Here is a 24,892-nt window from a genome sequence, read left to right as displayed (position 1 = left end):
CGGGTCGCGCTTCATCTCCGGTATTCAGCGGCGCGACGATCGGAATCGGGTTTGCCTCGGGCCGGGGAGCTGCGGACAATGGGCGCCCTCCATTCCCGCCCCCAGGACTCGCGATGCCCATCCTCCGCATGACCGATCTCGACATCCAAGGCAAGCGCGTGCTGATCCGGCAGGATCTGAACGTCCCGGTGGAACATGTTGATGGACAGCCGGGAAAGGTGACTTCCGACCAGCGCATCACCGCATCGCTGCCGACGCTGCGCTTCGCGCTGGAGAAGGGCGCCGCGGTCATGGTGATGTCGCACCTCGGACGGCCGAAGGAAGGCGTGTGGAGCGAAGAGGATTCCCTGGCGCCGGTGGCCGCGCGCCTGTCCGAGCTGCTCGGCCGCGAAGTGCCGCTGATCCGCGATTATCTCGACGGCGTCGACGTCGCGCCGGGGCAGATCGTGCTGCTGGAAAACTGCCGCATGAACGTCGGCGAGGGCAAGGATGACGAGGCGCTGTCCAAGCGTTATGCCGCGCTGTGTGACGTGTTCGTCATGGATGCGTTCGGCACCGCGCATCGCGCGCAGGCGTCCACGCATGGCGTGATCAAGCAGGCCAAGCAGGCCGCCGGCGGTCCGCTGCTGATGGCCGAACTCGATGCGCTGGCGAAGGCGCTCGACAATCCAGCGCGTCCACTGCTGGCGATCGTCGCCGGCTCCAAGGTGTCGACCAAGCTGGAACTGCTGTCCTCGCTGGTCGGCAAGGTGGATCAGCTGATCGTCGGCGGCGGTATCGCCAACACTTTCATCGCGGCGCAAGGATATGGCGTCGGCAAGTCGCTGGTCGAAACCGACCTCATCGACACCGCCAAGAAGATCATGGCCGACGCCAAGGCACGCGGCGCCGATATTCCGATTCCGAGCGACGTCGTGGTCGCGCCCGCGTTCAGCGCCGATGCGCCTGCCACGGTGAAAGCCGTCGATGCGGTGACGGCCGAGGATATGATCCTGGACATCGGCCCCGACACCGCGCGCCGCTACGCCGAGCTCATCGGCAAGGCCGGCACCGTGGTGTGGAACGGCCCGGTGGGCGTGTTCGAATTCGACGCCTTCGGCAAGGGTACCGAGGTGCTCGCGCGAGCGATCGCGGCATCGAAGGCGTTCTCGATCGCAGGCGGCGGCGACACCCTCGCGGCGGTCGACAAGTACGGCATCGCCGATGATCTGAGCTACATCTCCACCGGCGGCGGCGCGTTCCTGGAATTCCTGGAAGGCAAGGAATTGCCGGCGGTGACGGCGCTCGCCGCTCGCTGATTCCGTTGGCGCAGCGAAGCGCGGCATCGGTCGACGGCATACCGATCGACGACACGCCGGCTGACAACCGGACGCACCCGTATGGCGATCACAGAGTGATGGGGTTCGCGATTGGACTGCGGCGGCTGCCGCCGTCCGCGAACGCTTAACCCAAGCTTCACTTCGCCCGAAACCTTCCGACGCTACGGTCCGGCGGCGGCGATTCGCCGCGCCTTGAAGGGGAGTCATCGTGCGTCGCATCAGGACACTTGTGTTGTTCGTCGCCATGCTTGCGATAGCTGGTGCGGCGGGCGTGGCTTCAGCGGGCAAGGCGCCTTACCGGATGACGTTTTACAACGATGCCGGCGAAGTCGTGGGAATGCAGGTGGGGACGTGCTCGGGTTCCTACTACGTCTGGGGAGAGCGCACCGATCACTACACGATCGAATACCTGCCTTGTGAGCCTTGATCCATACCGTGGCGTGTGGCCATGACAGCCCGCGTGCATCGCGAAGTGCGTATCCATGTCGACAATCCGCGGCGAGCCGCCGCGCACAAAGAGGGAGAGCTACATGAAGCGAACGAAAGCTGCGCTGTTCTGTGCCTTGTTGGTGGCCGCGGCCGGTATCGGCACCGCGAGCGCGTTTTTCCCGGTGACCTGGGAGTACTACGACGAGGCGGGCAACATCGTCGGCTACAAGACCAAGGGATGTGATCCGAGCGATCCCAACAAGGAAGAGCTCACAGGGCAGGAGACGAGTCGCTTCAAGGCTTATTACGGCTGTCTGCTGTAAGCGCACCGTATTCAAACGAGAGGGCATTCGTATGCGTTACAGAAAATCCTTGCTGTTCGCGCTTGTGCTGGGCATCAGCGCGGTATCCGGCATCGTCCTCGCCGGTCCGCCTGGCCAGTGGTATACGACCACCTACTACGCCGATGCGTCGAAGACGGGCGAGCCGGTCGGCGGCAATCACGCCGATTGCGGCGGGTTCTACCAGTCCTGGGGAAGCTCGACGCCTTACTACACACGAGTCTTCGGCTATTGCGATTAAGTCGTGCGGAGCTGTCGTTAACATCGGCTGTCATATTTTCAACACGCGGCATATCGCCGCGAAAAAGGGAGAGAGCTTCAATGCAACGCATCAGAATGGTTCTGTTCGGCGTCTTGTTGGTCGCCTCGGCCAGTACCGGAGCGGCCACCAATGCCAATTGCTGCTATCCCGGGTCGAAGATCTACTACGATGAGACGGGTGCCCAGGTGGGGTACCAGATGATCGGCTGTGGCGACGATGCTCTCCATGGAGAAGCGACAGGCAACTTCAAGTGGGTTCCCGGCTGCGTCGCGTAAGTTCGGTCAATCCGACACAAAAAAACGGCCCGGCATGTCCGGGCCGTTTTTTTGTGACGTTTCATGCCTGTTTCATCAATACGCCATGGTCGTGATCGATGCGGATTTCTTCACTGCATGACGACAATGGGAAGGGCGCCGCCTTATAGTAGCGATGTCTACAGAAGAGCCCGCCATGACCGATCACCGCCGCCGCACCCGCATCCTCGCCACGCTTGGTCCCGCCACCGACGCTCCTGGCGTCCTCGATGCCATCCTGCGCGCGGGCGTGAACGCGGTCCGGCTCAATTTCTCGCATGGTGATCCATCGGCGCAGGTGGCGCGCGCGCAGCGCGTGCGCGAGGCGGCTGTACGGCTAGGAGTGGAGGTGGGCGTGCTCGCCGATCTGCCGGGGCCGAAGATTCGCGTGGAGCGCTTCGCCAATGGACGCGTCTCGCTGCGCGCGGGCGAGCGCTTCGATCTGTTGGCGAGCACCGAAGCGCCGCCGGGCGACGAGCATCAGGTCGGTGTGAGCTATCTCGGATTGCCGCAGGACGTGAAGCCGGGCGACACCTTGCTTCTCGACGATGGCGTGGTGCAGCTCAGCGTGGAACGCATCGAAGGCGAGCGCATCGTCACGACCGTGATCAACGATAGCGTGCTGTCCGATCGCAAGGGTCTGAACAAGCAGGGCGGCGGGCTCTCGCTCGGCGCGTTGACCGAGCGTGATCGCGAACTGATCGCGATCGCCGCGGAGATGGACGCCGATTTCATCGCCGTTTCCTTCTGCCGCAACGCCGAGGACATGAACGAGGCGCGTCGCATCGCCCGCGAGCATGGCAGCGATGCCGCCCTGGTGTCGAAAATCGAACGCGCCGAAGCAATCGAGAATCTGGCCGAAATCATCGAAGCCAGCGACGTGGTGATGGTGGCGCGCGGCGATCTTGGCGTGGAGATCGGCGATGCGGAGCTGCCGGGTCTGCAGAAGAAGATCATCCGCGAATCGCTGGCCCGCAATCGCGTGGTGATCACCGCCACGCAGATGTTGCAGTCGATGGTCGACAGCCCGGTCCCGACGCGCGCTGAAGTGCTGGACGTGGCCAACGCCGTCATCGACGGCACCGATGCGGTGATGCTGTCGCAGGAATCCGCCGCCGGCCATTTCCCGGTGCGCGCGGTGGAAGCGATGGCGCGCATCTGTGTCGGTGCCGAGAAGCAGTTCGAATCCGATACCGATTTCGAGAAGGCGCCGCGCGATCTCGAGCGCGCCGACCAGGCCATCGCGATGGCGGCGATGTTCCTCACCGAGCACATCGGCGTGCGCGCGATCGTGGCGATGACCGAATCCGGCGGCACCGTGCGTTATCTGTCGCGGTTCCGCTCCAGCGCGCCGATCTATGCGTTCTCGCGCCACACGGGCGCGCGCCGGCGCATGAGCCTGATGCGCGATGTGTTCCCCTTCGACTACGACAGCCGCGGGCAGACGCCGCGCGAGGCGGCGCGCGGCAGCGTTCGCCTGCTGGTCGAGGCGGGCCTGCTTTCCTCCGGCGAGCGCGTGGTGTTCACCAGCGGCGAGCACATGGAAACTCATGGCGCGACCAACACGCTGCGTCTCCTGCAGATCGGCGAAGACGGGCGCGCGGAAGGCTTAGGCGAGCTGTAACCCTGGTGTACCCTGCTTGCCGGAAACCGCAAGGCGACTGTGCATCCATCAGGGAGTCGTCATGACCAGGACCAACGCTTTTTCGCGCTCTGGATCGTCATCAAGCTAGTGTTCCAACTGCCGAGTTTGATCGTCGGTGTGGATCAGGCGACGCTCGCGGGCATGAATCCATATTCCGCTTGTGGCTGGGACATTGCTGGCGGCGTTGCTATGGCTCTTCGCGGATAAATTCGCGCGTCTGGCGCTGACGCGTCCTCAGGATCATGTTTTCGAAAGCGATCTCGATGCTTCGACCTGGTTCGGTCTGGTCGTTGCCGGTATCGGTGCCTGGTATTTCTTCGCGGGCCTGCTCGATGGCGCAAGCCTGGGAATGCAGGCCTTCCTGTACGACAGGTACAGTCAGGAATACGGACGCATGGATCTGCCGCCGGATTTCAAGGTCGCGATCGCCAGGGCGGTGCTACAACTAGTGCTGGGTGCGATTCTGGCCCTGCGCGGACGCGGGCTCGTCGCGCTTTTGCACAAACTGCGCTATGCCGGGCTGCGGCGTGGGCAGGGTGCGGACGAGGGGCAAGTCCCGGATTGAATATGCCGGCCAACCTGAAAACGGTTGCATTCACTGGCCCGTGCGGACGGCTTAACGCGCCCTCGTTATAATTTCCAGTTCCTCCCGCCGCCATCGAATCCCAGACATGAGCATCGAACAGCTTGCCGAAACCGCCCTGGCCATGGTCGCGCCGGGCAAGGGCATTATCGCGATCGACGAGTCAAACAACACCATCAAGAAGCGCTTCGACGGCGTCGGCATCGAGAATTCCGAAGAGAATCGCCGCGCCTATCGCGAACTGCTGCTGACCACGCCCAAGCTCGGCGACTACATCAGCGGCGCGATCCTGTATGACGAAACCATCCGCCAGGCCACCAAGTCCGGCGTGCCGTTCACCAAGGTGATGACCGAGAACGGCATCATCCCAGGCATCAAGGTCGACAAGGGGCCGTTCCCGCTCGCCGGTTTCCCGGGCGAGGTGGTAACCGAGGGCCTCGACGGCCTGCGCGCCCGCCTGGAGGAGTACTACAAGCTCGGCGCGCGCTTCGCCAAGTGGCGCGCGGTGATCAACATCGGCGAGGACATCCCCTCCGGCACCTGCATCGAGGCCAACGCGCACGCGCTCGCGCGCTACGCCGCGCTGTGCCAGGAACAAGGCCTGGTGCCGATGGTGGAGCCGGAAGTGCTGATGGACGGCGCCCACGACATCGAGACCTGCTATGAAGTCACCGAAGTGACGCTGCGCTCGTTGTTCGACGCGCTCTACCAGCACAACGTCGCGCTGGAAGGCACGATCCTGAAGGCATCGATGGTGCTGCCGGGCAGCGAGAGCGACGAGAAGGCCAGCATCGAGGAAGTGGCCGAAGCCACGCTGATGTGCCTGAAGTCGACCGTGCCGGCGATTCTGCCGGGCATCGTGTTCCTCTCCGGCGGCCAGAGCGACGAGGATGCCACCGCGCATCTCGATGCCATGAACCGCCTGGGCCCGAACCCGTGGCCGCTGTCGTTCTCCTACGGCCGCGCCATGCAGTCGGCCGCGTTGCAGCTGTGGTCGAAGGACCTGACGGGCAACGTGGCGAAGGCGCAGCAAACCGTGTACGCCCGCGCCAAGGACAACGGTCTGGCCGCGCTCGGCAAGTGGGGCAAGGCCGCGTAAGCGTGTTCTGAAATCGAGTCACGGAAACGCCGGCCTTGTGCCGGCGTTTCTGTTTTCACCGTCGGGTGATGTCGCCGTATCGCGATGAGCCGCTGCGGATTTCAGCCTAGCGACGCCAACCACTCATCGTCGGACCCTTCGTTGACGCCTTCGAACAGGAACGTCGACAGATAACGTTCGCCGGTATCCGGCAGCATCGCCAGGATCACGTCGCCATCCTTCGCTGTCTTCGCCACTTCCAGCGCGGCGGCGGTGGTGGCGCCCGCGGAGATGCCGACGAAAATGCCTTCCTCCGCGGCCAATCGACGCGCGGTGTCGCGCGCGAGGACATCGTCGATCGGGAGAATTTGCGACGCGGCCTCGCGATCGAGCACGGCGGGCACGAAGTCCGGCGTCCAGCCCTGGATCTTGTGCGGCTGCCATTCCTTGCCGGTGAGCAACGAAGCAGCAGCCGGTTCGCAGGTGGTTACCTTCACTTCCGGGCGCGCGACCTTCAACACCTGACCGACGCCGGTGAGCGTGCCGCCAGTGCCCCAGCCGGTGACGAAATGATCGAGCCGGCGGCCGGCGAAGTCGCGCAGGATCTCCGCCGCCGTGGTCTGACGGTGATACGCAGGATTGGCCGGATTCTCGAATTGCCGCGCCAGGAACCAGCCGTGCTTCTTCGCCAATTCCTCGGCCCTGCGCACCATGCCGCTGCCGCGTTCGGCGGCGGGTGTGAGAATTACCTTGGCGCCGTAGGCGCGCATCAGTTTGCGGCGCTCGATGGAGAACGTCTCCGACATCGTCGCGACGAATTTGTAACCGCGCGCGGCGCACACCATCGCCAGGGCGACGCCCGTGTTGCCGGAAGTGGCCTCGACCACGGTATCGCCGGGCTTGAGCAAGCCCTTGGCTTCCGCGTCGAGAATGATGGCGATCGCCAGGCGGTCCTTGACCGAGCCGCCGGGATTGAACGCCTCCACCTTGACGTACAGCGTGACGTGCTCCGGCGCGATGCGGTGCAGGCGCACGACCGGCGTGCGGCCGATGGTGTCGAGAATGCTGTCGTGGATCATGATCGCGGTGCTCCGAGCAGAAGGGTCGGGAAGCCCGCGTAACGCATGCGGGCCTGATGGGTTGACCACACTAGCGCGTTTCCGGGCATGGCTTAAGACACGGCTGCGTGTCGCCGGCTGCCGTTAGAATCGAACGGATTTTTTGACCGGATGCACGGCTTGATGTTAACCAAGCGTTTGTCGAAAGGGTTTGGTACTCGGACGGCGCTGATGAGGCGACTGTGCGCCGGTTTGAAGGGCCGTGGCAAGGGGTTCGCTATGCTGGAACCGGATCGACGGAGACGAATACGCGAGCCTGACTCGGCAGCGGAAGATCGAACATGCGCATCCTCGTAATCGAAGACGAGCACAAGACCGCCGAATACCTGCGCAAAGGGTTGTCCGAGCAGGGATACAGCGTCGAAGTCGCGCACAACGGCGAGGACGGCCTGCATCTGGCCGAGACGGGCGGCTACGAAGCCATCATCCTCGACGGCATGCTGCCACGACTGGATGGCGTGGTCGTGCTCGAGCGGCTCAGGCGGAATCACGCGACGCCGGTGATCATGCTCACGGCGCGTGATGCCGTCGAGGATCGCCTGCGCGGACTCGGCGCCGGTGCCGATGACTATCTGGTCAAACCTTTTTCGTTCCTCGAACTTCTAGCGCGCTTGCACAACGTCACGCGGCGCAATCATGCCGAGCAATCCGTCGGCGTCACGATCGCGGACCTGCACGTCGATTTGATCGGCCGCAGGGCTATGCGCGGCGGCCGGCCATTGAATCTGACAGCCAAGGAATACGGCGTGCTGGCCGTTCTCGCGCGTCGACGCGGTCAGATCGTCTCCAAGACCATCCTGATGGAATCGGTCTGGGGGATCAATTTCGATACGGATACGAATATCGTGGAGGTCACCGTCAAGCGCTTGCGCGCCAAGCTCGATCAGGTCGGCCAGTCGCGGCTCCTGCATACCCTGCGCGGCATGGGGTATGTGCTCGAAGATCAGAACGGACAGCCGACATGAAACTGCCATCGCTCGTGGTGAGGATCATGCGGGCGCAGACGCTCGCCACGGCGTTGATGTTCCTCGCGACCGGCACGGCGATCTTCGCGTTCCAGAAGAGCGAGCTCAATCGGCAGCAGACGAAAGAACTCTTCACGCGATTGCAGATCATCCTGCCGATGGTCGATCGCACGCATCAGTCGCATAAGTGGGCGCTTCTGAAAGAGAGGCTGGAATCCTTCACGCCGCGCGGCGACAGCCTGCGTTTCATCATCGACAGCGGGGATCCCCAGTTCAACTTCGGCACGCCCTTCCCCGCGGACGCGCCCGTGCGTCGTGTCGCCGACGGCTCGTTCTACGTGCAATTGGGTGATCGCACGTTCCATGCCGTGCAAACGGATGTGCCGGCGCGCGAGGAACGGCCGGCATTGCGATTGACGGTGGCGCTGGACCATCGCTCGGTCGAGCAGACCAGCCTGATGCTGGGTCTGGGAATCGGCGGCATCTCGCTCCTGGCGGTCGTGATCGTCGGTGTCCTGAGCCGCACCATCGCGCGGCGCGGCCTGCGTCCGCTCGACAAGCTGTCGCATCACGCGGCTGGCCTCAATCCGAACGATCCCGAAGCGCTGTTGCCGCTCGATGATCTGCCGGAAGAGCTACGCGAGATGACGCGTGCCTTCAACGGCGCGCTCGAACGCCTGCACGTGGCGAATGCGCGCCTGTCCTCGTTCAACGCCGACGTGGCGCACGAATTGCGCACACCGCTGGGGAACATGATCGGCCAGACCCAGGTCGTCCTGTCGCGCCCGCGCACGGGTGACGAGCTGCAGGAGGTATTGCATTCCAATCTTGAGGAGTTGGAACGCATGCGCTCGATTGTCAACGACATGTTGTTCCTGGCGCGGGCCGATCAAGGCGCGATGGTCGACAACCTTGTCGTGACCTCCATCGCCGAGATCGCGCGCCGCGCGGCCGAGCTGTTCGAAAGCATCCTCGATGAAACCGGACGGACGCTTGAAGTCGACGGTGACGCCGTCGCGGCGGTCGAACCTTCTTTGCTGGGGCGTGCGATCGCCAATCTGATCGACAACGCGATCCGTCATGGCGACAGCAATGGTTCGATTCGCGTGTTGATCCACCAGGATGACGAGGTGGCCACTGTCAGCGTGCGCAACCCCGCGAATGCGGCTATCGCTTCGCAGATCGATCGCTGGTTCGATCGGTTTTTTCGACTGGATTCGGCCCGCCGGCATGATGGCGGCAGTCATGGCCTCGGTCTCGCGATCGCCAAGGCGGTCGTGACCATGCATGGCGGAAAAGTGAGCGCGCGCTATCAGGAAGGTGAGATCGCCATCGATCTGTCACTGCCGGCTGTTTCCGATACGGCTGCTTGTGATTCAGAGACCAAGCCGATTGCTGCTTCACGGGCTTTCGCGGTTGCCGCGAGTGGGTTGACGACGAAGCCGACCGTCGAAGGGTAGGGCGGCATCATCGTGGAGTATCCAGGCAGTTCTCGGAGAACGCAGGTCTCGTCATTCCCGCCTTCGCGGGAATGACGGGCTAGGACATCATCGGAGCAGGCGACCAGATCGGATGATCAGATCAGACCGCCTGCTCTTCCATGTCGCCATGCCGCCGCATGCGGGACAGCCGCAGCACGGCCGTCCGCACCAGGATGTAGAAGAGCGGAATGTAGAAGATCGCGAGGACCGTTGCCGTCAAGGTGCCGCCGACCACCGCCGTGCCGATGGCGATGCGGCTGTTGGCGCCGCCGCCGGTGGAGAGCGCCAGCGGTAGCGAGCCGAAGATGAAGGCGAAGCTCGTCATCAGGATCGGACGCAGGCGCAGGCGCGCGGCTTCGAGCGCTGCTTCCACGACTTCCTTGCCACGGCGTTCGGCCTGTTCGGCGAACTCCACGATCAGGATCGCGTTCTTGGCCGCCAGGCCCATCGTGGTGATGAGTCCGATCTGGAAGTAGACGTCGTTCTCCAGGCCACGCAGCGTCACCGCCAGCACGGCACCGATCAGGCCGAGCGGCACGACGAGCAGCACCGCGATCGGGATCGACCAGCTTTCGTACAACGCCGCGAGGCAGAGAAAGACGAGCAGCAGCGAGAGTGCGTACAACAACGGCGCTTGCCCGGACGACAATCGTTCCTGGAACGACAGACCCGACCAGGCCACGCTTACACCGGGGATTTCGCGCGCGAGTTCTTCCATCCGTGCCATCGCCGTGCCGGTGCTCACGCCAGGCGCAGGAACGCCCTGGAATTCGGCGGCGGAGATGCCATTGAAGCGCAACAATGCGGTTGGCGATTGCGCCCAAGAGGTGCTGGCGAAGGCCGAGAAGGGCGTCATCTGCCCGTTCTCGCCGCGCACGTGCCATTGATAGATGTCATCAGGCTTGGCGCGGAACTGGGAGTCGCCCTGCACGTAGACCCGCTTCACGCGTCCGCGATCGATGAAGTCGTTGACGTAGGAGCCACCCCAGGCGGTGGAGAGCGTCGAGTTCACGTTGTCCTGCGTCAGGCCCAGCGTGGAGAGCATCTGCGGATCGCTGGTGACTTTCAGCGTCGGCATGTCGGCCAGTAGCGTCGGTCGAACCGAACTCAGCAGCGGATCCTGACTCGCGGCGGCGAGCAGGCGATTCCCCGCGGCGGCGAACTCCTCGCGCGACATGCCGCTGGTGTTCTGCAGCTCCATGGTGAAACCCGCGGTCTGGCCGAAGCCCCGGATCGGTGGCGGCGCCAGCACGAAGACTTGCGCATCGCGAAAACCCGAGAACGCCTTGCCGACGCGCGCGATGAAGGCGTCGACACTGTCCTCCGGCGCGGTGCGTTGTGACCAGTCGATGAAGCTGGCGAAGCCTTGTCCCGAGTTTTGCGATGCCGTCGGTCCGCCGCCGCCGGCAACCAGGAAGGCGGCGTTGATGCGCGACTTCTCGTTCTCGTTGAGATAGTCGGCGACCTGATCGCGCACCTGCATCGTGCGTCCCAGGGTGGCGCCGCCGGGAAGACGGAACTGGATGCTCGCCCGCCCCTGGTCCTCGGAAGGCAGGAAGCCGGTCGGCAGACGCTGGAACAGGAACATCAGCAGTGCCGCGATGCCGGCATAGATCAGCAGATAAAGCAGTTTATGCCGGAGAATGCTTTGCACCGCCCGCAGATAGCGGTCGGTCGCATTCTCGAAGGTGCGGTTGAACCATTGCCCGGCATTGTGGGGCGCGGCCGCGAATCGCGGGAAATGACGCGCGACCCAGCCAGGCCCGGATTGGGAATGCTTGGATTTCAGCAGCGTCGCCGTCAACGCCGGGCTGAGGATCAGCGCGACCAGCACCGACAGCACCATCGAGGACACGATCGTGAGCGAGAACTGGCGATAGATCACGCCGGTGGAACCGCCGAACAATGCCATGGGCAGGAACACTGCCGACAACACCAGCGCGATCGCGATCAGCGCGACGTTGATCTCCCGCATCGACTCGATGGTCGCCTCGCGGGCCGTCATGCCCGGGTTTTCGTGCATCAGGCGCTCGACGTTCTCGACGACGACGATGGCGTCGTCGACCAGCAGGCCGATCGCGAGCACGAGGCCGAACAACGTCATCGTGTTGATGGAGAAGCCGGCGATGTAAAGAATGCCGAACGTGCCCAGCAGCACGACGGGAACCGCAATTGCCGGAACCAGCGTCGCCCGCCAGCTTTGCAGGAAGACGAACATGACGATCACGACCAGGATGACCGCTTCCAGCAGTGTTTTCGTCACTTCCTCGATCGACAATTCGATGAAGGTCGTCGCGTCGTTGAGGTAGGTGACCTTCCAGCCATAAGGCAGGCTGGTTGCAAGACGCTCGACTTCCGCCCGCACCAGCTCGGCGGATTCCAGCGCATCGGCGCCCGGCGCCAGTTGCAGGGACATGCCGGCGGCGGGATGGCCGTTGAGCAGCGCGTTGGAGTTGTAGTTCTCGGAGCCCAGTTCGACGCGCGCGACGTCCTGGATGCGGACCGTCGCGCCGTTCGGCTCCGTCTTGAGCACGATCTGCCGGAACTGTTCCGGCGTCTGTAGACGCGATTGCGCCGACACCAGCGCGTTGAGCATCTGCGTCGCCGGCTGCGGCTGATCGCCGACCTGGCCCGCCGCCACTTCCGCGTTCTGACTGCGGATCGCGGCCACGACATCGCTCGGCATCAGCTGGAACGATGCGAGCTTGGCCGGGTCGAGCCAGATCCGCATCGCGTAGGCGCTGCCGAACACGTTGGCATCGCCAATGCCGCTGACGCGGGAAATCGGATCCTGGAAATTGGAGACGAGATAGTCGGCGATGTCGCGGTTGGTGACCGTGTTGGTCTCGTCGTAGAGGGCGATCAGCAGCAGATCGTCGGGATTGGCCTTGCGCACCACGATGCCCTGCTGCTGCACCTGCGAGGGCAGGCGCGGGATCGCCTGCTGCACCTGGTTCTGCACCTGGACTTGCGCGATGTCGGGATTGACGCTGGTGTCGAAGGTGACGCTGATGGTGACCTGGCCGCGCGATGCCGACGTCGAGCTGAAATAGAGCATGCCGTCGATGCCGGTCAGCGATTGCTCGATGACCTGGGTGACGCTGTTCTCGATCGTCTCCGCCGAGGCGCCGGGATAGTTGGCGCGGATGGTGACCGTAGGCGGCGCGACGTTGGGATATTGCGAGATCGGCAGCGACTTGATGGCGAAGGCGCCGCCCAGCATGACGACGATCGCCAGCACCCAGGCGAAGATGGGGCGTTCGATGAAGATGCGGGAAATCATTACTTCGCCTCAGTTCCCCGCCGAGGGCGTCGATGTCGGCGGCAGGAGACGCTGCGGCGTCGATGCGGTGACGGGGCGCACGGGCGTGTCCGGGCGCAGCGAGGCGGTGCCCTGGGTGATCACGCGATCGCCGGGTTGCAATCCCGCGGTGACGATCCAGTCGCTGCCGTCGGTGCGGTCGGCGGTGACGGGACGCTGGACTGCGACATCCTTGGCACCGACGATCCAGACGAAAGCATTACCGGTCGGCCCGCGCACGAGTGCCGCCTGCGGAACCCGATAAGCCGAGACCTGGGTCGCCTGCGCGAAGCGCGCGCGCACGAACATGCCTGGCAGCAGCACGCCGTCGGGATTGGGAACGCGGATGCGCAAGGTGACCGTGCCGGTGGATTGATCGACCAGCACTTCGGAGAACTGAAGCGTTCCCGGTTGCGGATAGACGCTCCCGTTCGGCAGCAGGATGCTGGCGGATGCATCGGTGGGCTGCGCGCTGCCGGAGGACAGTTGTTGACGCAGCGCGAGCAACTGCTGCGCCGATTGCTGCACGTCGACGAAGATCGGGTCCAGGCGCTGGATCGTGGCGAGCGCGGTGGTTTGATCGGGCGATACGAGCCCGCCGACCGTCACCAGCGAGCGCCCGATGCGTCCGCTGATCGGCGCCGGCACGGTGGTGAAGCGCCGATTGATCTGCGCGGTGGCGAGTGTCGCCTCGTTCTGTGCCACGGAGGCGCGCGCCTGATCCGCGGCGGCCACTGCGTTGTCGTAATCTTGCCGGCTGATCAGTTGACCATCGACCAGGGATTGATTGCGGCGCGCCAATGCATCGGCGGCCTTGAGGTTGGCGCGCGCGCTTTTCAGATTGGCTTGCGCCTGATCGACGGCCGCCTGATACAGGCTTGGGTCGATTTGATACAGCGGCTCGCCGGCACGCACCAGCTTGCCTTCCTGGAACAGCTGGCGCTGGATCAGGCCACCGACTTGCGGACGCACTTCAGAACTCTCGTAAGCCACCGCCCGGCCGTTGAACTCGTTGGTCAACGCGACGGAAGTCGGCTTGACGACGACATAGCCGACTTCCACGGCCTTGTCGCGCTTGGGCTGTTTGTCCGAAGTGCCGCAGCCGGCGATGCCGAGGCACAGGACGATCGCGGCAAGGATCTTGCGGCGGCTATTGTCGAAGGAAGCCAACGAACGGGTCTCCAAGGTTCACGGCGAGGCCGTGTTGACGCACTGCAACGAGGCTAGCAATGCCCGGCGGTCGTCACGCTGACACGAAAATGACAACCCTGTCAGGTGATCGCGGCAAGCCAGATGCGTACAAATCCGTTATCAGGGGATTCATCTTTCATTCCCTGAGGCCGTGCCGGTGACGCCATGGTTTCAGGACGCCCGGGCGGCGGCTTGGTACTCTGCGCATCCGGCGCGATGTCGGGCTTTCTAGGATAGCGTGAGTGAAAGAAGAGATGTCGCTGGCCATGGCCATGCCCGGGAAAATGGCGGTCGCGCGGGGTGCCCGATGATCGACGTCGGCGATGGCATCGTGCTCCGGCGCTGGCGGGCGGACGATCTCGACGCGCTGCTGCGGCATGCCGATGACGAACAGGTCTCGCGCGGCGTCAGCGACCGCTTTCCGTATCCGTATACCCGGGCCGACGGCGAGGCGTTCCTGGCGGGGCAGGTGGTCGATCTGAGCCAGCCGGTGTTCGCGATCGAGATCGACGGTGGCGCCTGCGGCGGCATCGGTGTAAGACCAGGCCAGGGCGAGCGCCGCATCGGCGCGGAATTCGGCTACTGGCTGGGGCGCGGCCTTTGGGGGCGCGGCTTGATGACGCGCATCGTCGGCGTGTTCGCGCCCTGGGCGATGCACGAACTGCAATTGCATCGCCTGCAGGCGACGGTGCTGGATTTCAACATCGGCTCCGCGCGCGTGCTGCTCAAGAACGGTTTCATCGAGGAGGGCACGCAACGCTGCGCCGTGCTCAAGCGCGGATGCCTGCACGATCTGCGCACTTTCGCCAAGACGCGGAAGGATCTTGCCGATGCGCCGTGACCCGCCACCATCCGCCGCATTGCGAGGGCAGCGCGATGCCGAATTGCGCATTTATGGCCTGAATGCCGTGCAGGCCGTGTTCGCGCGCCGTCCGCAGGCGATTCGCAAGCTGTATCTGCTCGAAGCACGCATCCCGCAGCTACAGCGGTTGCTGCAATGGTGCGTGGCGCATCGCGTCGGGTATCGCGTGGTGGAAGAGGACGATCTGCGCAAGCTGGCGGCCAGTTCGCATCATGAAGGCGTGGTCGCCGAGGTCCTGCGCGAGGAGCCGGGTGCGCTGGGCCCGTGGTTGCGTGATCTGCCGGCGGGGCCGCAGTGTGCGTTGTGGCTGGATGGTGTCGGCAATCCGCACAACCTCGGCGCCATCCTGCGTTCCGCGGCGCATTTCGGTGTCGGTGCATTGCTGCTGCCGAGGGATTCGACACTGGCCTTGTCCGGTGCCGCGGCACGCGTCGCCGAAGGCGGCGCGGAAGCGGTGCCGCTGGTGCGCCTGGGCAATGCCGTGAACGCGATCGGGCAGTTGCGAGGCGCGGGATTCACGCTGGCCGCCACCGTCGTGCGCGGCGGTGATGATCTGTTCGCGGCCACGTTGCCGGAGCGGCTGGTGTACGTGCTTGGCGCGGAGGGCGAGGGCATGGATATCGCGCTCGCGGAGGCTTGTGATCTGCGTCTGTCGATTCCGGGGACCGGAGCGGTCGAGAGTCTCAATGTCGCTGCCGCGACGGCGGTTCTGCTTGCCGCTTGGGCGGGAAAGCATTCGTAGACGCCTTGGGTATCCGTTTGAGTCGAAAATGCTCTAATTCGTCCTCATGAATGATCTGTCGCCGACATCCTCCACGCGCGCGTCCTTGGCGACCCCGATCATTTGGGGGCTGACCGCGCTTTATGTCGTGGTCGCCATCATCGTGATGTGGTACGCGCCGCGCGTGCCTTACGCCGATGGTTGGCGTTTCCTCGGACATTTCCTCACGACGCCATTTCCGAGCAATGTCTTCGCTCCGGACAACGGCCATCACGAGATTATCCCGAACGCGGTGCGCGTGGCGGAATTGCAATTCTTCCACGCCGGACAGTGGTTGCAGGTCTGCATCGGCATCGTATTCGCGCTGGCGACGGCGGTGCTTGCGTGGCGCACGCTGCGTTCCTTGTCGACGCCAGCACAACGAGCGGCGGCAATGCTGTTCGCCGTGCTCGGCTTGTTCTGGCTGGGCAACGTGCGCGCGCTCGGGCATGCGAACGAGAGCGTGCATGCGTATGCGGTGACCTTGTGCCTGGCGATCGGTCTTGGCCTGTTGTCGCGACAGGATGAGGCCGGGATTGGACTCAAGGAAGCCATCGTCGCATCGCTTTGCGGTTTGGTCGCGGCGTTTTCCTTCGGCAGCGGAATCGCCAGCTTCGCGGCGTTCTTCATCGTGGCCGGATTGCGTCGCGCGCCGGCGAAGACGCATGTCGTATTGGCTTGCGGGTTGTTGGTCACGCTGGCGCTGCTGCATCTGAGCGGTGGAAATGATGCGTCTACGTTACGCCTCGCGCTGGGAGCGCAAGCAGATCGACTGCTGCGCTGGCTCGCGGGCCCCGCCGTTTACGTGGCATGGCCCGTGCTCGATCCGGCGCTGGCCTCGCAATTGCCGATCGCACCCGTTCGCAAGTTCACCGAATCCTTCGCCCAGGGTTATCAGGCATCGTTCGGTCCGGTCATGCTCGCACGCTGGCCGCACGTGCTGCTGGCCGTGTTCGGGCTGGCCTGGTTGGCGTTGAGCACGCTGCGCGCGCGCTTTGCGCCGTTGCCGGCGGCATTGTTCGGCGTCGGGTTGGCTTGGTTCGCGGTTGCCGTCGGCGCGATGATCGTGTTGGTGCGGTTGAACTATTTTCTCGACCATCCCGATCAGCTGCTGGCACCACGCTACGTGGTGTGGTCGAGCCTGTTCTGGAGCGGCCTGGGCATCGCCACGGTTGCCTACATGCGTCCCGTGAGAGCCGCGGTATTGGCGATGCTGTGCGCGATCGTCCTGCTGCCGAGCGAGGTATGGATGGCGAAGCTCGGCGCGGGCATGTGGCGCGTCGCAGATCAGACCGCGGTGGCGGCGGTGGTCGGCGTGCTCGATCCGGAACTGGCGACCGGCGAAACCGTGCCCGACGAACTGGTGCAAGCCTTGCCCGCGATCAGGACGGCGCGCACGGCGGTGTTTGCGTGGCCGGAAACGCAATGGCTTGGTCGCGCGCCCGCAGCGGATGCGTTGCGGCTGCAAAACGTACACGAGATGCGAGTCGATGGCGTGAGCAATCGCCTCGGCACGCCCGGACGTCGCGTGCGCTTCAATATCGATGATGCTTCCGCGCAACGGTTGCTCTTGATCGATGCCGACGGCATCGCGCGGGGCATCGCGATCCGCGATACCGCAACGGAGACAGGTTGGATTGGCTGGATGCAACAGGGTCGCGCGGGCGCGCCACGCGTAGCGGCGCTCATTCGCCAAGACTAACCAGACAAATGCGCGTCATCCCGGCGAAACCGGGGATGACGCGCGGCAGCTTCGGAGGTGTTTATTCCTCCGGCGGCGTTACCTTCTTCGCTTCGCTGCCGAAATCCCCATCCGCCGAAGCGGCGAGATACGCGAATACGGCATACGCGGCGACATTCTGCGCGAGCGCCTTCGGATCGATCTTGTCGAGCGTGTCGTCCGGCGTGTGGTGGTAGTCGAAGTAATCGGTGCCGTCCTGCGCCAGCCGCGCCCAGGCCAGGCCTTGTGCCGCGAACGGGCTGATGTCCGGGCCCGGGCCGCCCTTGCCGGGCGTGTGCGCGATGCCGAGCGGTGCCAGTGCTTCGGCGATCTGCTGGTCCGCGGCTTGCGCGTACGCGGGCGCGGAGCTCGAGTAGGCGTAGATGCGACCCGCGCCGAAGTCGCTTTCGGCGGCGAGCTGATGCTTCTTGACGTCCTTTGCGTGTTCCTGCGCGTAGGCCTTGCCGCCGTACAGCCCTTGTTCCTCGTTGGCGAAGGCGACCACGCGGATCGTGCGCGCGGGACGCTGCTTGCTGTCGCCGATCAGCTTGGCGGCCGCCATGGTCAATCCGACGCCGGCGCCGTCGTCGATCGCCCCGGTGCCGAGATCCCAGGAATCCAGATGCCCGCCGATCAGCACGACTTCATCGGGCTTGCTGGTGCCACGCATCTCGCCGATCACGTTGTAGGACGTGGCCTGGCCATCCCATCCGCAATCCAGCGCGAAGCGCACGCGAACGGAACCACGCTCCAGCAGCCGCGCGAGCTGGTCGGCGTCGGGCGCGGCCAGCGCAGCGGAAGGCACAGGCGTCAGACCGTCATCGAAACGGGTGATACCGGTGTGCGGACTGCGATGCGAATCGGTGCCGGCCGAGCGCATCAGATAACCGATCGCGCCGGCGCGGATCGCCGCCGACGGACCACGGCTGCGGATGCCGCCACCGGGACCGTAGCCGGCGCCATCCTTCGCGCGCGGCATGCGGAAATCGACGAAGGCGATCTTGCCGGCGAGCGAGCCCGCGGGCGCCGCTTCCAGCGCCGCGAGATCGGCGAAGCGGACGATCTCGCCTTCGGCCGTGCCGCCGGGGCTGCCGCCGAGCGCGGTCAGCGCCAATGATTGGCGGGCGGTGCCGAGCACTTCGCCATGTTCGCTGCGACGCTCCCATTTCGGAAACGTCACCGGTTCCTTCCATACCTTGTCGAATCCAAGCTCGCGGAACTTCGCTTCCGCCCATTGCACGGCGCGCGCATCCGCTTCGCTGCCGGCCAGGCGCGGGCCGACTTCCGTCGTCAGCGATTCGGTGATGCGGAAACCGAGGTCGCTCGCGAGCGCGCGTTCGCGCAACTCGGATGCGGCCTTGAGGGCGGCGTCGGGAATGCGCGTCTCGCGCGATGCGGCCATCGATGCGCCGGTGAACGACAGGAGCGAAACGGCGAACAGCATTGCCGTCGGCGCGAGGCGGAGCGATGCGCGCATGCGATGTCCTCGGACGAAAGGAAACCGCGAGCTTAGCAACCCGCGACGCCGGTGCTATCTGTCGCAAGTCATGTGCGACTTGAGCGTTTCTCTCGTCAGGTTATCGTTTGGATTGAATCGAGTGGCGGAGCGGCTTCGAAACCGATGTGCGTCAGCTGCCGTTCGTCGGGATGGCGTTTTCGCTGAGGCTGTAGATGTAGGCGTCCACGATCGAGCCGTCGTCCAGTTTCGCCCGGGTCATGACGCGCTCGTAGCCTTCGCCCTCGAACTCGTCGAGGCGTGTCCAATGCTCGGCCAGGACATCCGAGCTGAAGACAAAGCCCTCGACCGGGCCGCCATGCTCGTCCAGAACGATGCCGGGATAACCGATCGCCGCGCCCCAGCCTTCCTGGAACAGTGTGCCGGTCACCGTCGCCGGTTGCCATTGTCCTGGGACGTTCGACAGGATGTGTTCGTTGGGTTGCCCCGGAGCGAGCGTTCCGTAAACGAAAAGTCGGGAAGTCATCGTGTTTTTTAACTGTTGCCAGGCCACGAGCTTAGCAAGTGGCGGCGATGCTCCGACTTGTCGTGAGTCATGCCGGCGTTGAGCGTTTCTCGTCGCTGCCTATCGCCGTTTTTAAGGCTGTGGATGATGAGGTGCCGGACGTCGACACCGCCAGGATCCGCATCGAGAATCCTGGCGGTGTCGTTCGCGCTGTCAGGCAAGAGATCCGAGACTTCGCTGCCCGGCAAAGCGCAGGCGCGAATTACTTCTTCAGCGAATCGCGAATCTCGCGCAGCAGCACGATGTCTTCCGGCGTCGCCGCGGGCGCTGCTTCTGCGGGCTTGCGCAGGCGGTTGTAGGCCTTGAGGAAGAGGAAGATCACGAATGCGATCAGGATGAAATCGATGATGGTCTGCAGGAAGACGCCGTACTTGATCGCCACCTCGGCCGCGATTTCCTTGCCGGCGGCATCGAGTTGCGCCGGTTTGAGCACCTGTTTCCAGTCGGTGACGCTGACGCCGCCGCTGAGGTAGCCGATCACCGGCATCACCACGCCATCGACCATCGAGGTCACGATCTTGCCGAAGGCAGCACCGATCACCACGCCGACCGCCAGGTCGACGACGTTGCCGCGCGCGATGAATTCCTTGAACTCGCTGATCATGCCCATGATTTCACCCTCGCAATCGCCTGTGGAGACGATAGCTTACACAGCGGAGGGATCGCTTACACGGCAGGCGGCAGGATGCGGCAGTTCAGCTCGATGAGGTCGTCGAGGCGGCCGATGCAGACATCGCCAGCCTCCAGCGCCGCCACGCCTGCGGGCGTTCCCATGAAGATCAGATCCCCGGCGCGCAAGGCATAGAGCTTGGACAGCTCGTGCAGGATGTCCGGGACGTCCCAGATCATCTGATCGAGCCGCGATTGCTGGCGCAGCGTGCCGTTGACATGCAGCGACAGCGTGCGTGATGCCAGATCGCCGATCTGGGCGGCGGGCACCAGCTCGCTCATCGGCGCGGACTGGTCGAAGCCCTTGGCCGTATCCCAGGGCAGGCCGTTCGCTTTCGCCGCGGCTTGCAGATCGCGGCGGGTCAGGTCGAGACCGACGCCGTAGCCGAACACGAGCGCCTGCGCGTCCTCGACGGCGAGCATGCCCGCGGGGGCGTCGTGGCCGAGCGCGACCACCAGCTCGATCTCGTGGTGCAGGTTCTGTGTGCCGGGCGGATAGGCGGCCGTGCCATCCAGCGCGAGCGCATCGGTGGGTTTCGAGAAGAACACCGGTGATCCGCGATCGCTTTTCGCGGCCGGAGCTTCGGCGCCCATTTCCTTGGCGTGATCGGCGAAATTGCGGCCGACGCAATAGATGCGACGCACGGGAAACGTGGCGCCGCCACGGACCGGAACGCGCGTCAGCGCAGGCGCGGGGATGACGTCAGTCATTGGGTCGGATGCGGGAGAGGTGTTGCGTTTTCAGCGCAGCAGCGGCTGATTGGTCTTCGGGACGACGCGATATTCGCCGTCGACCACGCGCTTGCGCGTCGCCACGGGTTTGCCGCGCTGGCCGAGCAGGCGCAGCAGCAGTCCGCCGATCAACATCGCCGCGCCGACGAACACGCCGATCACAAGCAGCACCAGCAGCAGGGCCACGCCGAGCAGGCCGAATGCGACGCGCAGCAGCGTGTGGCGCGGCTTGCGCGGTGCGAAAAGTGCGGCAAGGCCAAGGGTGAGGCGGGTTTTCACGTTACGGAGCATGGTCTGGAACGAATGTGCGGACATCGACGTGACACAATGATGTGGTTCGAACTTCAAACGACAAGTATCGGGCGCGGCATGAACGAAGATGTAAGAAGTTCGTTAATGGGAACGGCAACCCCCTCATCCGAGCCTTCGCGACGGCTGATCGCCCTGCCGGAGCTGCAGGATGGCGGCTTCGCCGAGGTCGAGGCGGTGATCGACGGCGACGCCGAATCCCTGATCCTCCATCGCGATGGCGACCACGTGCGCGCCTGGCTCAACGTCTGCCCGCATGCCGGGCGCCGGCTTGATTGGGCGCCGGGGCAGTTTCTGAAAACGAAGGAAGGCTTGTTGGTCTGCGCCGCGCATGGTGCCAGCTTCGAGCTGGTCAATGGCGACTGCGTGGCTGGGCCGTGTCGGGGGGAGAGTTTGCGTGCGGTGGCTGTGCGGGTGAGGGATGGGCAGGTGTTTTTGGAGCAGGTTTAGCGCTTGCTGGTTGGGGTGGGGTTTAAAATCAAAAGCGTTTCGTCCGCTACGCGGCCGAGTTCATTTCTTTTGATAAGCGTCACTGCACGCGCAGGAGCGCGTGCGAACGGCGAAGCCGGCCCCGAAGGGGTGAGCGGCATTGATGGCTAGAATCAAAGAAACGAACCAACGAAAAACGCTTTCCCCGACGAAGCAATCCCAGGGTTTAATTGCTATCAGGATTTTTCGACTAGCCATCCTGGCTCGGTCGAAAAACGGCGCACAGCCCGGTGCCCTCGGACCAATGGTCCTCGACACCACCGGGTCTCCGGCTGGTGAGGGCGTTCAAGCATCTTTAGAAGCGGAAGGCGAGGCAAAGCCGAGCAAAGCTCTTGCTCTGGCTGCTAAGAATCTTTGCGAGCCGAGATATGCCTAGACCCGAAGGGCGGCGGGCATGGATGCCCGCCGTTTTCCGACCGAGCCATGGATGGCGAGTCGGAAAATCCTGGGGCACTTCCCGCGTTGGGATTGCTGTGTCGAGAAAAGCGTTTTTCTTTGGTTCGTTTCTTTGATTCGCGCCATCCATGCCGCTCACCCCTTCGGGGCCGGCTTCGCCGTTCGCACGCGCTCCTGCGCGTGCAGTGACGCTTACCAAAAGAAATGAACTCGGCCGCGCAGCGGACGAAACGCTTTTGATCTTTCAACAGCAACAGCAAAGGCAAAAGCCAAATGGATCCCAGCTTTCGCTGGGATGACGGGAAAGAGGCGAAACCCGTCGCATCAGAACGATGGACGCGCTCAGAACAACAGATTGACCATCAACACCACGATCAACGTATAGATCAGCGACAACGGCCCCCCAATCCGCCACATCTCCTTCGCCGTGTAATCGGCAGGCCCCGTGATCATCGAGATCACCGGATTCGACGCGGTCATGAAATTGTTGGACGCCGATAGCGCGACGATCAGCGCGAAGCCGGTCGGATTGCCGCCCGCCGCCAGCGCCAGGTTGATCGCCAGCGGCACCATCACGATGGTCGCGCCGACGTGGCTGATCACCAGCGAGAAGGCTGTCGTCAGCAGCGCGACGGCGATTTCCAGCAGCCAGACCGGGACGCCCGCGGGCAGCTGCTCGATGGTGTGTCCGGCGATCCAGGCCGCGGCGCCGCTGGAATCCATCGCCCAGCCGAGCGGGATCAGGCAGGCCATCAGGAACACGGTCTTCCAGTTGATCGCGCCGTAGGCCTCGTCCATCTTCAGCACGCCGGTGATCAGCATGCCGGCTACGCCCGCCATCAGCGCGATCGAGGTCGGAATCCTCGACGACAATGCGATCAGCATGGTGATCGCGAAGATCGTCATCGCGATCTTGAACTTGTGCGGGCGCTGTTCGCCCTTCGGATAGTCGGTGACGGTGACGAAGTCGCGGCTGGCCGCGGTCTGCGCGAGGTCCTGCCAGATGCTGTGTAGCACCAGCATGTCGCCGGCGCGCAGCGGCACGGTGCGCACGTTCTCGCGCAGCACTTCCTTGTCGCGGTTGATGGCGAGCAGGCTGATGCCGTGCTTCTTGCGCAGTTCCAGCTGCGCGGACGTCTTACCGATGAAGCTCGAGGTCGGCGGCACCACGGCTTCGGAGATGCCGGCGCGGCTGGGATTGAACAGGTCGCCGAATTCGCGCAGGCGCGCGGACAGGCGCAGGAAGTTGTTCTGCGCGAAATCCGCCACCTTCGGTCGCGGGCCCATCGCGCCGAGCACGCTGCCGACCCAGATGCGCGCATCGCCCGGCGGCGCGAGGCGTGATTCGTTGCCGGTCTTCAGCGCCAGCAGCAGCGGCGCGCCGTGCAGGGCTTCGGCTTCGCCGAGCGACATGCCCACCAGCGGGCTGTCGGCACCGACGGTCAGTTCGAACACGTCGCCTTCGATGCCGTAGGCCTGCGAGAAGTAGCTCTGCGTGCGCGCGGGCGTCACGCCCTTGTCGATGTCGCCGCGCAGTTCCTTGTCGCCGAAGAAGTGGAAATAGGCTAGGCCGGCCAGCAGCAGCGCCAGGCCGATCGGCGCCGGCGCGAACATGTGCAGCGGTTCGAGCGTGGCGACGCCGGAGGGCAAGTTGGCGTTGGCGGCGACGAGCAGGTCGTTGAGCAGAATGAGCGGCGAGTTACCCACCATTGTCAGCGCGCCACCCATTACGATCGCGGCCGCGATCGGCAGCAGCAGCCGTGACAATGCCACGCCCGTGCGCGATGAGATGCGCGAGGCCACGGGCAGGTACAACGCCATCACCGAGGGGTTCTGCATCATCGAGGAGTTGAGGCCGGCGATGAAGGAGGTGAGCAGCAGCAGCCGCTGCTCGACACCGCGCGCGCGCCGCAGCAGCCAGGCGGCGAGGCGGTTGAGCGCGCCGGTGCGGTCGAGGCCGGTGCCGAGAATCATCGTGGCGATGACGCTGATGACCGCGTTACTCGAGAAGCCGTTGAACAGGTCTTCCGGCGCCACCAGTCCGGTGAGGCCGAGCAGCACCAGCACCACCAGCGCGACGAGGTCGGCGCGCACGCGTTCGAACAGGAACAGCAGCATCGTCAGGCCGACCAGACCGAGCACGATCTCCATGTCGGTGGTCAGGGCGAGGGTGCTGTCCATTTCCGGTCTATCTGCCGATCAAGCGCGTTCGGCGCGGTCGTAGAGCAGATCCCACACCCCGTGACCGAGGCGCTGGCCGCGCGTTTCGAAATGCGTTTGCGGACGCCAGTCGGGACGCGGCACCGCGCCACGCGCGCCGGCGCGATTGCGCAACCCCCGGGTGGCATCGAGCACGTCCCACATCTGCTCCGCATAGTCCTGCCAATCGGTGGCCAGGTGCAAGCGGCCGTCGAGGGCGAGCTTGCGCACCAGCAGCTGCGCGAACTCCGGCTGCACCAGGCGGCGCTTGTTGTGGCGCTTCTTGTGCCAGGGATCGGGGAAGTAGATGCGGATCTCGTCGAGGCTGCCGTCGGCGATCTCGTGCGACAGCACCTCGACGGCGTCGTAGTGATAGACGCGGACGTGATCGCTGCCGTCCTCGGCGAGCGCGTTGAGCAGGCGGCCGACGCCCGGCGCGTGGACCTCGATCCCGATGTAATCGCGATCGTGGTCACGCGATGCGGCATAGCGCAGGGCTTCGCCGTTGCCGAAGCCGATTTCCAGCACGCGTTTGGCATGGCGGCCAAAGGCGGCGTCGTAGTCGCGCGGCTCGCCTAGGTAATCGAGCCCGAAGCGCGGCCACAGCAGATCGAAGGCGCGCTGCTGCGCGGGTGTGAAGCGGCCTTGGCGCAGCACGAAGCTACGGATACGGCGATGTCCGCCTTCTTCGGGGGTGTAAGGCTTGGCTGGTGTCTTGTCCAAGGATGA

The 24,892-nt window shown here is 64.5% G+C and carries 24 protein-coding genes; 14 read left to right on the top strand and 10 right to left on the bottom strand.

From position 1 onward, the window contains the following. Window positions 1-113: 113 nt before the first annotated feature. The 8 genes from LG367_RS09960 (at window position 114) to LG367_RS09925 (ending at window position 5,971) form a co-directional block, all read left to right on the top strand. Window positions 114-1,298 (top strand): phosphoglycerate kinase, encoded by a 1,185-nt coding sequence (locus LG367_RS09960; protein ID WP_226469082.1) that lies wholly within the window; start codon window positions 114-116, stop codon window positions 1,296-1,298. A gap of 322 nt (window positions 1,299-1,620) precedes the next feature. Next, complete coding sequence (locus LG367_RS09955) at window positions 1,621-1,746, top strand: DUF6289 family protein (protein ID WP_226469081.1); 126 nt, start codon at window positions 1,621-1,623, stop codon at window positions 1,744-1,746. 103 nt (window positions 1,747-1,849) lie between these two features. After that, entirely contained in the window at window positions 1,850-2,071 is a 222-nt protein-coding gene (locus LG367_RS09950) for a DUF6289 family protein (RefSeq protein WP_226469080.1), read from the top strand. Between the two features lie 31 nt (window positions 2,072-2,102). After that, the gene (locus tag LG367_RS09945) at window positions 2,103-2,330 is read left to right on the top strand and encodes a DUF6289 family protein (RefSeq protein ID WP_226469079.1); all 228 of its coding nucleotides are present in this window, start codon (window positions 2,103-2,105) and stop codon (window positions 2,328-2,330) included. 80 nt (window positions 2,331-2,410) lie between these two features. Next, window positions 2,411-2,626 carry a DUF6289 family protein gene (locus tag LG367_RS09940; RefSeq protein ID WP_226469078.1) on the top strand — a complete coding sequence of 72 codons (216 nt, stop codon included), beginning with the start codon at window positions 2,411-2,413 and terminating at the stop codon, window positions 2,624-2,626. Window positions 2,627-2,801: 175 nt separating this feature from the next. Continuing rightward, window positions 2,802-4,268 (top strand): pyruvate kinase, encoded by a 1,467-nt coding sequence (gene pyk / locus LG367_RS09935; RefSeq protein ID WP_226469077.1) that lies wholly within the window; start codon window positions 2,802-2,804, stop codon window positions 4,266-4,268. Window positions 4,269-4,461: 193 nt separating this feature from the next. Next, window positions 4,462-4,854 carry a hypothetical protein gene (locus LG367_RS09930; RefSeq protein ID WP_226469076.1) on the top strand — a complete coding sequence of 131 codons (393 nt, stop codon included), beginning with the start codon at window positions 4,462-4,464 and terminating at the stop codon, window positions 4,852-4,854. A gap of 106 nt (window positions 4,855-4,960) precedes the next feature. After that, a complete protein-coding gene (locus LG367_RS09925) occupies window positions 4,961-5,971 on the top strand; it encodes a class I fructose-bisphosphate aldolase (RefSeq protein WP_226469075.1) in 1,011 nt (336 codons plus the stop codon). A gap of 101 nt (window positions 5,972-6,072) precedes the next feature. Here LG367_RS09925 and cysK read toward each other — a convergent pair whose 3' ends face one another. Further along, window positions 6,073-7,032: a cysteine synthase A gene (gene cysK / locus LG367_RS09920; RefSeq protein WP_319004019.1), complete on the bottom strand. Its 960-nt coding sequence runs from the start codon at window positions 7,030-7,032 to the stop codon at window positions 6,073-6,075. 317 nt (window positions 7,033-7,349) lie between these two features. Here cysK and LG367_RS09915 point away from each other — a divergent pair, with 317 nt between their 5' ends. Next, entirely contained in the window at window positions 7,350-8,033 is a 684-nt protein-coding gene (locus LG367_RS09915) for a heavy metal response regulator transcription factor (protein ID WP_226469073.1), read from the top strand. After that, window positions 8,030-9,493, top strand: a complete 1,464-nt coding sequence (locus LG367_RS09910; protein ID WP_226469072.1) for a heavy metal sensor histidine kinase — start codon at window positions 8,030-8,032, stop codon at window positions 9,491-9,493. Before LG367_RS09915 ends, LG367_RS09910 begins: the two co-directional genes overlap by 4 nt. Before the next feature lie 121 nt (window positions 9,494-9,614). Here the strand turns inward: LG367_RS09910 and LG367_RS09905 are convergent, their stop codons facing one another. Together LG367_RS09905 and LG367_RS09900 are read right to left on the bottom strand one after the other, a co-directional pair. After that, window positions 9,615-12,794 carry a multidrug efflux RND transporter permease subunit gene (locus LG367_RS09905; protein ID WP_425490950.1) on the bottom strand — a complete coding sequence of 1,060 codons (3,180 nt, stop codon included), beginning with the start codon at window positions 12,792-12,794 and terminating at the stop codon, window positions 9,615-9,617. A 12-nt stretch (window positions 12,795-12,806) separates the two neighbouring features. Further along, complete coding sequence (locus tag LG367_RS09900) at window positions 12,807-13,985, bottom strand: efflux RND transporter periplasmic adaptor subunit (protein WP_226469070.1); 1,179 nt, start codon at window positions 13,983-13,985, stop codon at window positions 12,807-12,809. Between the two features lie 328 nt (window positions 13,986-14,313). On the opposite strand from LG367_RS09900, the gene LG367_RS09895 reads away from it, so the two are divergent. From LG367_RS09895 to LG367_RS09885, 3 genes are read left to right on the top strand one after another with little or no spacing between them, the layout of a single operon-like run. Then, the gene (locus LG367_RS09895) at window positions 14,314-14,847 is read left to right on the top strand and encodes a GNAT family N-acetyltransferase (RefSeq protein WP_226469069.1); all 534 of its coding nucleotides are present in this window, start codon (window positions 14,314-14,316) and stop codon (window positions 14,845-14,847) included. Beyond that, window positions 14,798-15,610 (top strand): TrmH family RNA methyltransferase, encoded by an 813-nt coding sequence (locus LG367_RS09890; RefSeq protein ID WP_425490949.1) that lies wholly within the window; start codon window positions 14,798-14,800, stop codon window positions 15,608-15,610. The genes LG367_RS09895 and LG367_RS09890 overlap by 50 nt, the downstream gene beginning before the upstream one ends. A 46-nt stretch (window positions 15,611-15,656) precedes the next feature. Beyond that, complete coding sequence (locus LG367_RS09885) at window positions 15,657-17,330, top strand: hypothetical protein (protein WP_226469067.1); 1,674 nt, start codon at window positions 15,657-15,659, stop codon at window positions 17,328-17,330. Window positions 17,331-17,391: 61 nt separating this feature from the next. On the opposite strand, the gene LG367_RS09880 is transcribed toward LG367_RS09885, so the two are convergent. From LG367_RS09880 to LG367_RS09860, 5 genes are all read right to left on the bottom strand, one after another. Continuing rightward, complete coding sequence (locus tag LG367_RS09880) at window positions 17,392-18,792, bottom strand: M28 family peptidase (protein ID WP_226469272.1); 1,401 nt, start codon at window positions 18,790-18,792, stop codon at window positions 17,392-17,394. A 184-nt stretch (window positions 18,793-18,976) separates the two neighbouring features. Continuing rightward, on the bottom strand, window positions 18,977-19,330 hold the full coding sequence (locus LG367_RS09875) for a gamma-glutamylcyclotransferase family protein (RefSeq protein WP_226469066.1): 354 nt from the start codon (window positions 19,328-19,330) through the stop codon (window positions 18,977-18,979). Window positions 19,331-19,571: 241 nt separating this feature from the next. Then, window positions 19,572-19,979, bottom strand: coding sequence for a large-conductance mechanosensitive channel protein MscL (mscL, locus tag LG367_RS09870; RefSeq protein WP_226469065.1), 408 nt, complete (start codon window positions 19,977-19,979; stop codon window positions 19,572-19,574). A gap of 56 nt (window positions 19,980-20,035) precedes the next feature. Further along, the gene (locus tag LG367_RS09865; protein ID WP_226469064.1) at window positions 20,036-20,749 is read right to left on the bottom strand and encodes a fumarylacetoacetate hydrolase family protein; all 714 of its coding nucleotides are present in this window, start codon (window positions 20,747-20,749) and stop codon (window positions 20,036-20,038) included. Between the two features lie 30 nt (window positions 20,750-20,779). Next, on the bottom strand, window positions 20,780-21,061 hold the full coding sequence (locus tag LG367_RS09860; protein WP_226469271.1) for a hypothetical protein: 282 nt from the start codon (window positions 21,059-21,061) through the stop codon (window positions 20,780-20,782). A 105-nt stretch (window positions 21,062-21,166) separates the two neighbouring features. Here LG367_RS09860 and LG367_RS09855 point away from each other — a divergent pair, with 105 nt between their 5' ends. Continuing rightward, window positions 21,167-21,529, top strand: coding sequence for a Rieske (2Fe-2S) protein (locus LG367_RS09855; protein ID WP_226469063.1), 363 nt, complete (start codon window positions 21,167-21,169; stop codon window positions 21,527-21,529). Between the two features lie 777 nt (window positions 21,530-22,306). Here the strand turns inward: LG367_RS09855 and LG367_RS09850 are convergent. Further along, a complete protein-coding gene (locus LG367_RS09850; protein WP_226469062.1) occupies window positions 22,307-24,145 on the bottom strand; it encodes an SLC13 family permease in 1,839 nt (612 codons plus the stop codon). A gap of 18 nt (window positions 24,146-24,163) precedes the next feature. Next, window positions 24,164-24,886 carry a tRNA (guanosine(46)-N7)-methyltransferase TrmB gene (gene trmB, locus LG367_RS09845; protein WP_425490940.1) on the bottom strand — a complete coding sequence of 241 codons (723 nt, stop codon included), beginning with the start codon at window positions 24,884-24,886 and terminating at the stop codon, window positions 24,164-24,166. Between the last annotated feature and the right edge of the window lie 6 nt (window positions 24,887-24,892).

Origin of the sequence: Luteimonas panaciterrae, assembly GCF_020511115.1 — a bacterium.
In the GTDB taxonomy this organism is placed as follows: domain Bacteria; phylum Pseudomonadota; class Gammaproteobacteria; order Xanthomonadales; family Xanthomonadaceae; genus Luteimonas; species Luteimonas panaciterrae.
This window is presented reverse-complemented; position numbering and strand designations above follow the sequence as displayed.

Coding starts and splice junctions, on each gene's coding strand:
- LG367_RS09960 (WP_226469082.1), top strand. CDS start 114: ATGCCCATCCTCCGCATGACCGATCTCGACATCCAAGGCAAGCGCGTG.
- LG367_RS09955 (WP_226469081.1), top strand. CDS start 1,621: ATGACGTTTTACAACGATGCCGGCGAAGTCGTGGGAATGCAGGTGGGG.
- LG367_RS09950 (WP_226469080.1), top strand. CDS start 1,850: ATGAAGCGAACGAAAGCTGCGCTGTTCTGTGCCTTGTTGGTGGCCGCG.
- LG367_RS09945 (WP_226469079.1), top strand. CDS start 2,103: ATGCGTTACAGAAAATCCTTGCTGTTCGCGCTTGTGCTGGGCATCAGC.
- LG367_RS09940 (WP_226469078.1), top strand. CDS start 2,411: ATGCAACGCATCAGAATGGTTCTGTTCGGCGTCTTGTTGGTCGCCTCG.
- pyk (WP_226469077.1), top strand. CDS start 2,802: ATGACCGATCACCGCCGCCGCACCCGCATCCTCGCCACGCTTGGTCCC.
- LG367_RS09925 (WP_226469075.1), top strand. CDS start 4,961: ATGAGCATCGAACAGCTTGCCGAAACCGCCCTGGCCATGGTCGCGCCG.
- LG367_RS09915 (WP_226469073.1), top strand. CDS start 7,350: ATGCGCATCCTCGTAATCGAAGACGAGCACAAGACCGCCGAATACCTG.
- LG367_RS09910 (WP_226469072.1), top strand. CDS start 8,030: ATGAAACTGCCATCGCTCGTGGTGAGGATCATGCGGGCGCAGACGCTC.
- LG367_RS09895 (WP_226469069.1), top strand. CDS start 14,314: ATGATCGACGTCGGCGATGGCATCGTGCTCCGGCGCTGGCGGGCGGAC.
- LG367_RS09885 (WP_226469067.1), top strand. CDS start 15,657: ATGAATGATCTGTCGCCGACATCCTCCACGCGCGCGTCCTTGGCGACC.
- LG367_RS09880 (WP_226469272.1), bottom strand. CDS start 18,792: ATGCTGTTCGCCGTTTCGCTCCTGTCGTTCACCGGCGCATCGATGGCC.
- LG367_RS09875 (WP_226469066.1), bottom strand. CDS start 19,330: ATGACTTCCCGACTTTTCGTTTACGGAACGCTCGCTCCGGGGCAACCC.
- mscL (WP_226469065.1), bottom strand. CDS start 19,979: ATGGGCATGATCAGCGAGTTCAAGGAATTCATCGCGCGCGGCAACGTC.
- LG367_RS09865 (WP_226469064.1), bottom strand. CDS start 20,749: ATGACTGACGTCATCCCCGCGCCTGCGCTGACGCGCGTTCCGGTCCGT.
- LG367_RS09860 (WP_226469271.1), bottom strand. CDS start 21,061: ATGCTCCGTAACGTGAAAACCCGCCTCACCCTTGGCCTTGCCGCACTT.
- LG367_RS09855 (WP_226469063.1), top strand. CDS start 21,167: ATGGGAACGGCAACCCCCTCATCCGAGCCTTCGCGACGGCTGATCGCC.
- LG367_RS09850 (WP_226469062.1), bottom strand. CDS start 24,145: ATGGACAGCACCCTCGCCCTGACCACCGACATGGAGATCGTGCTCGGT.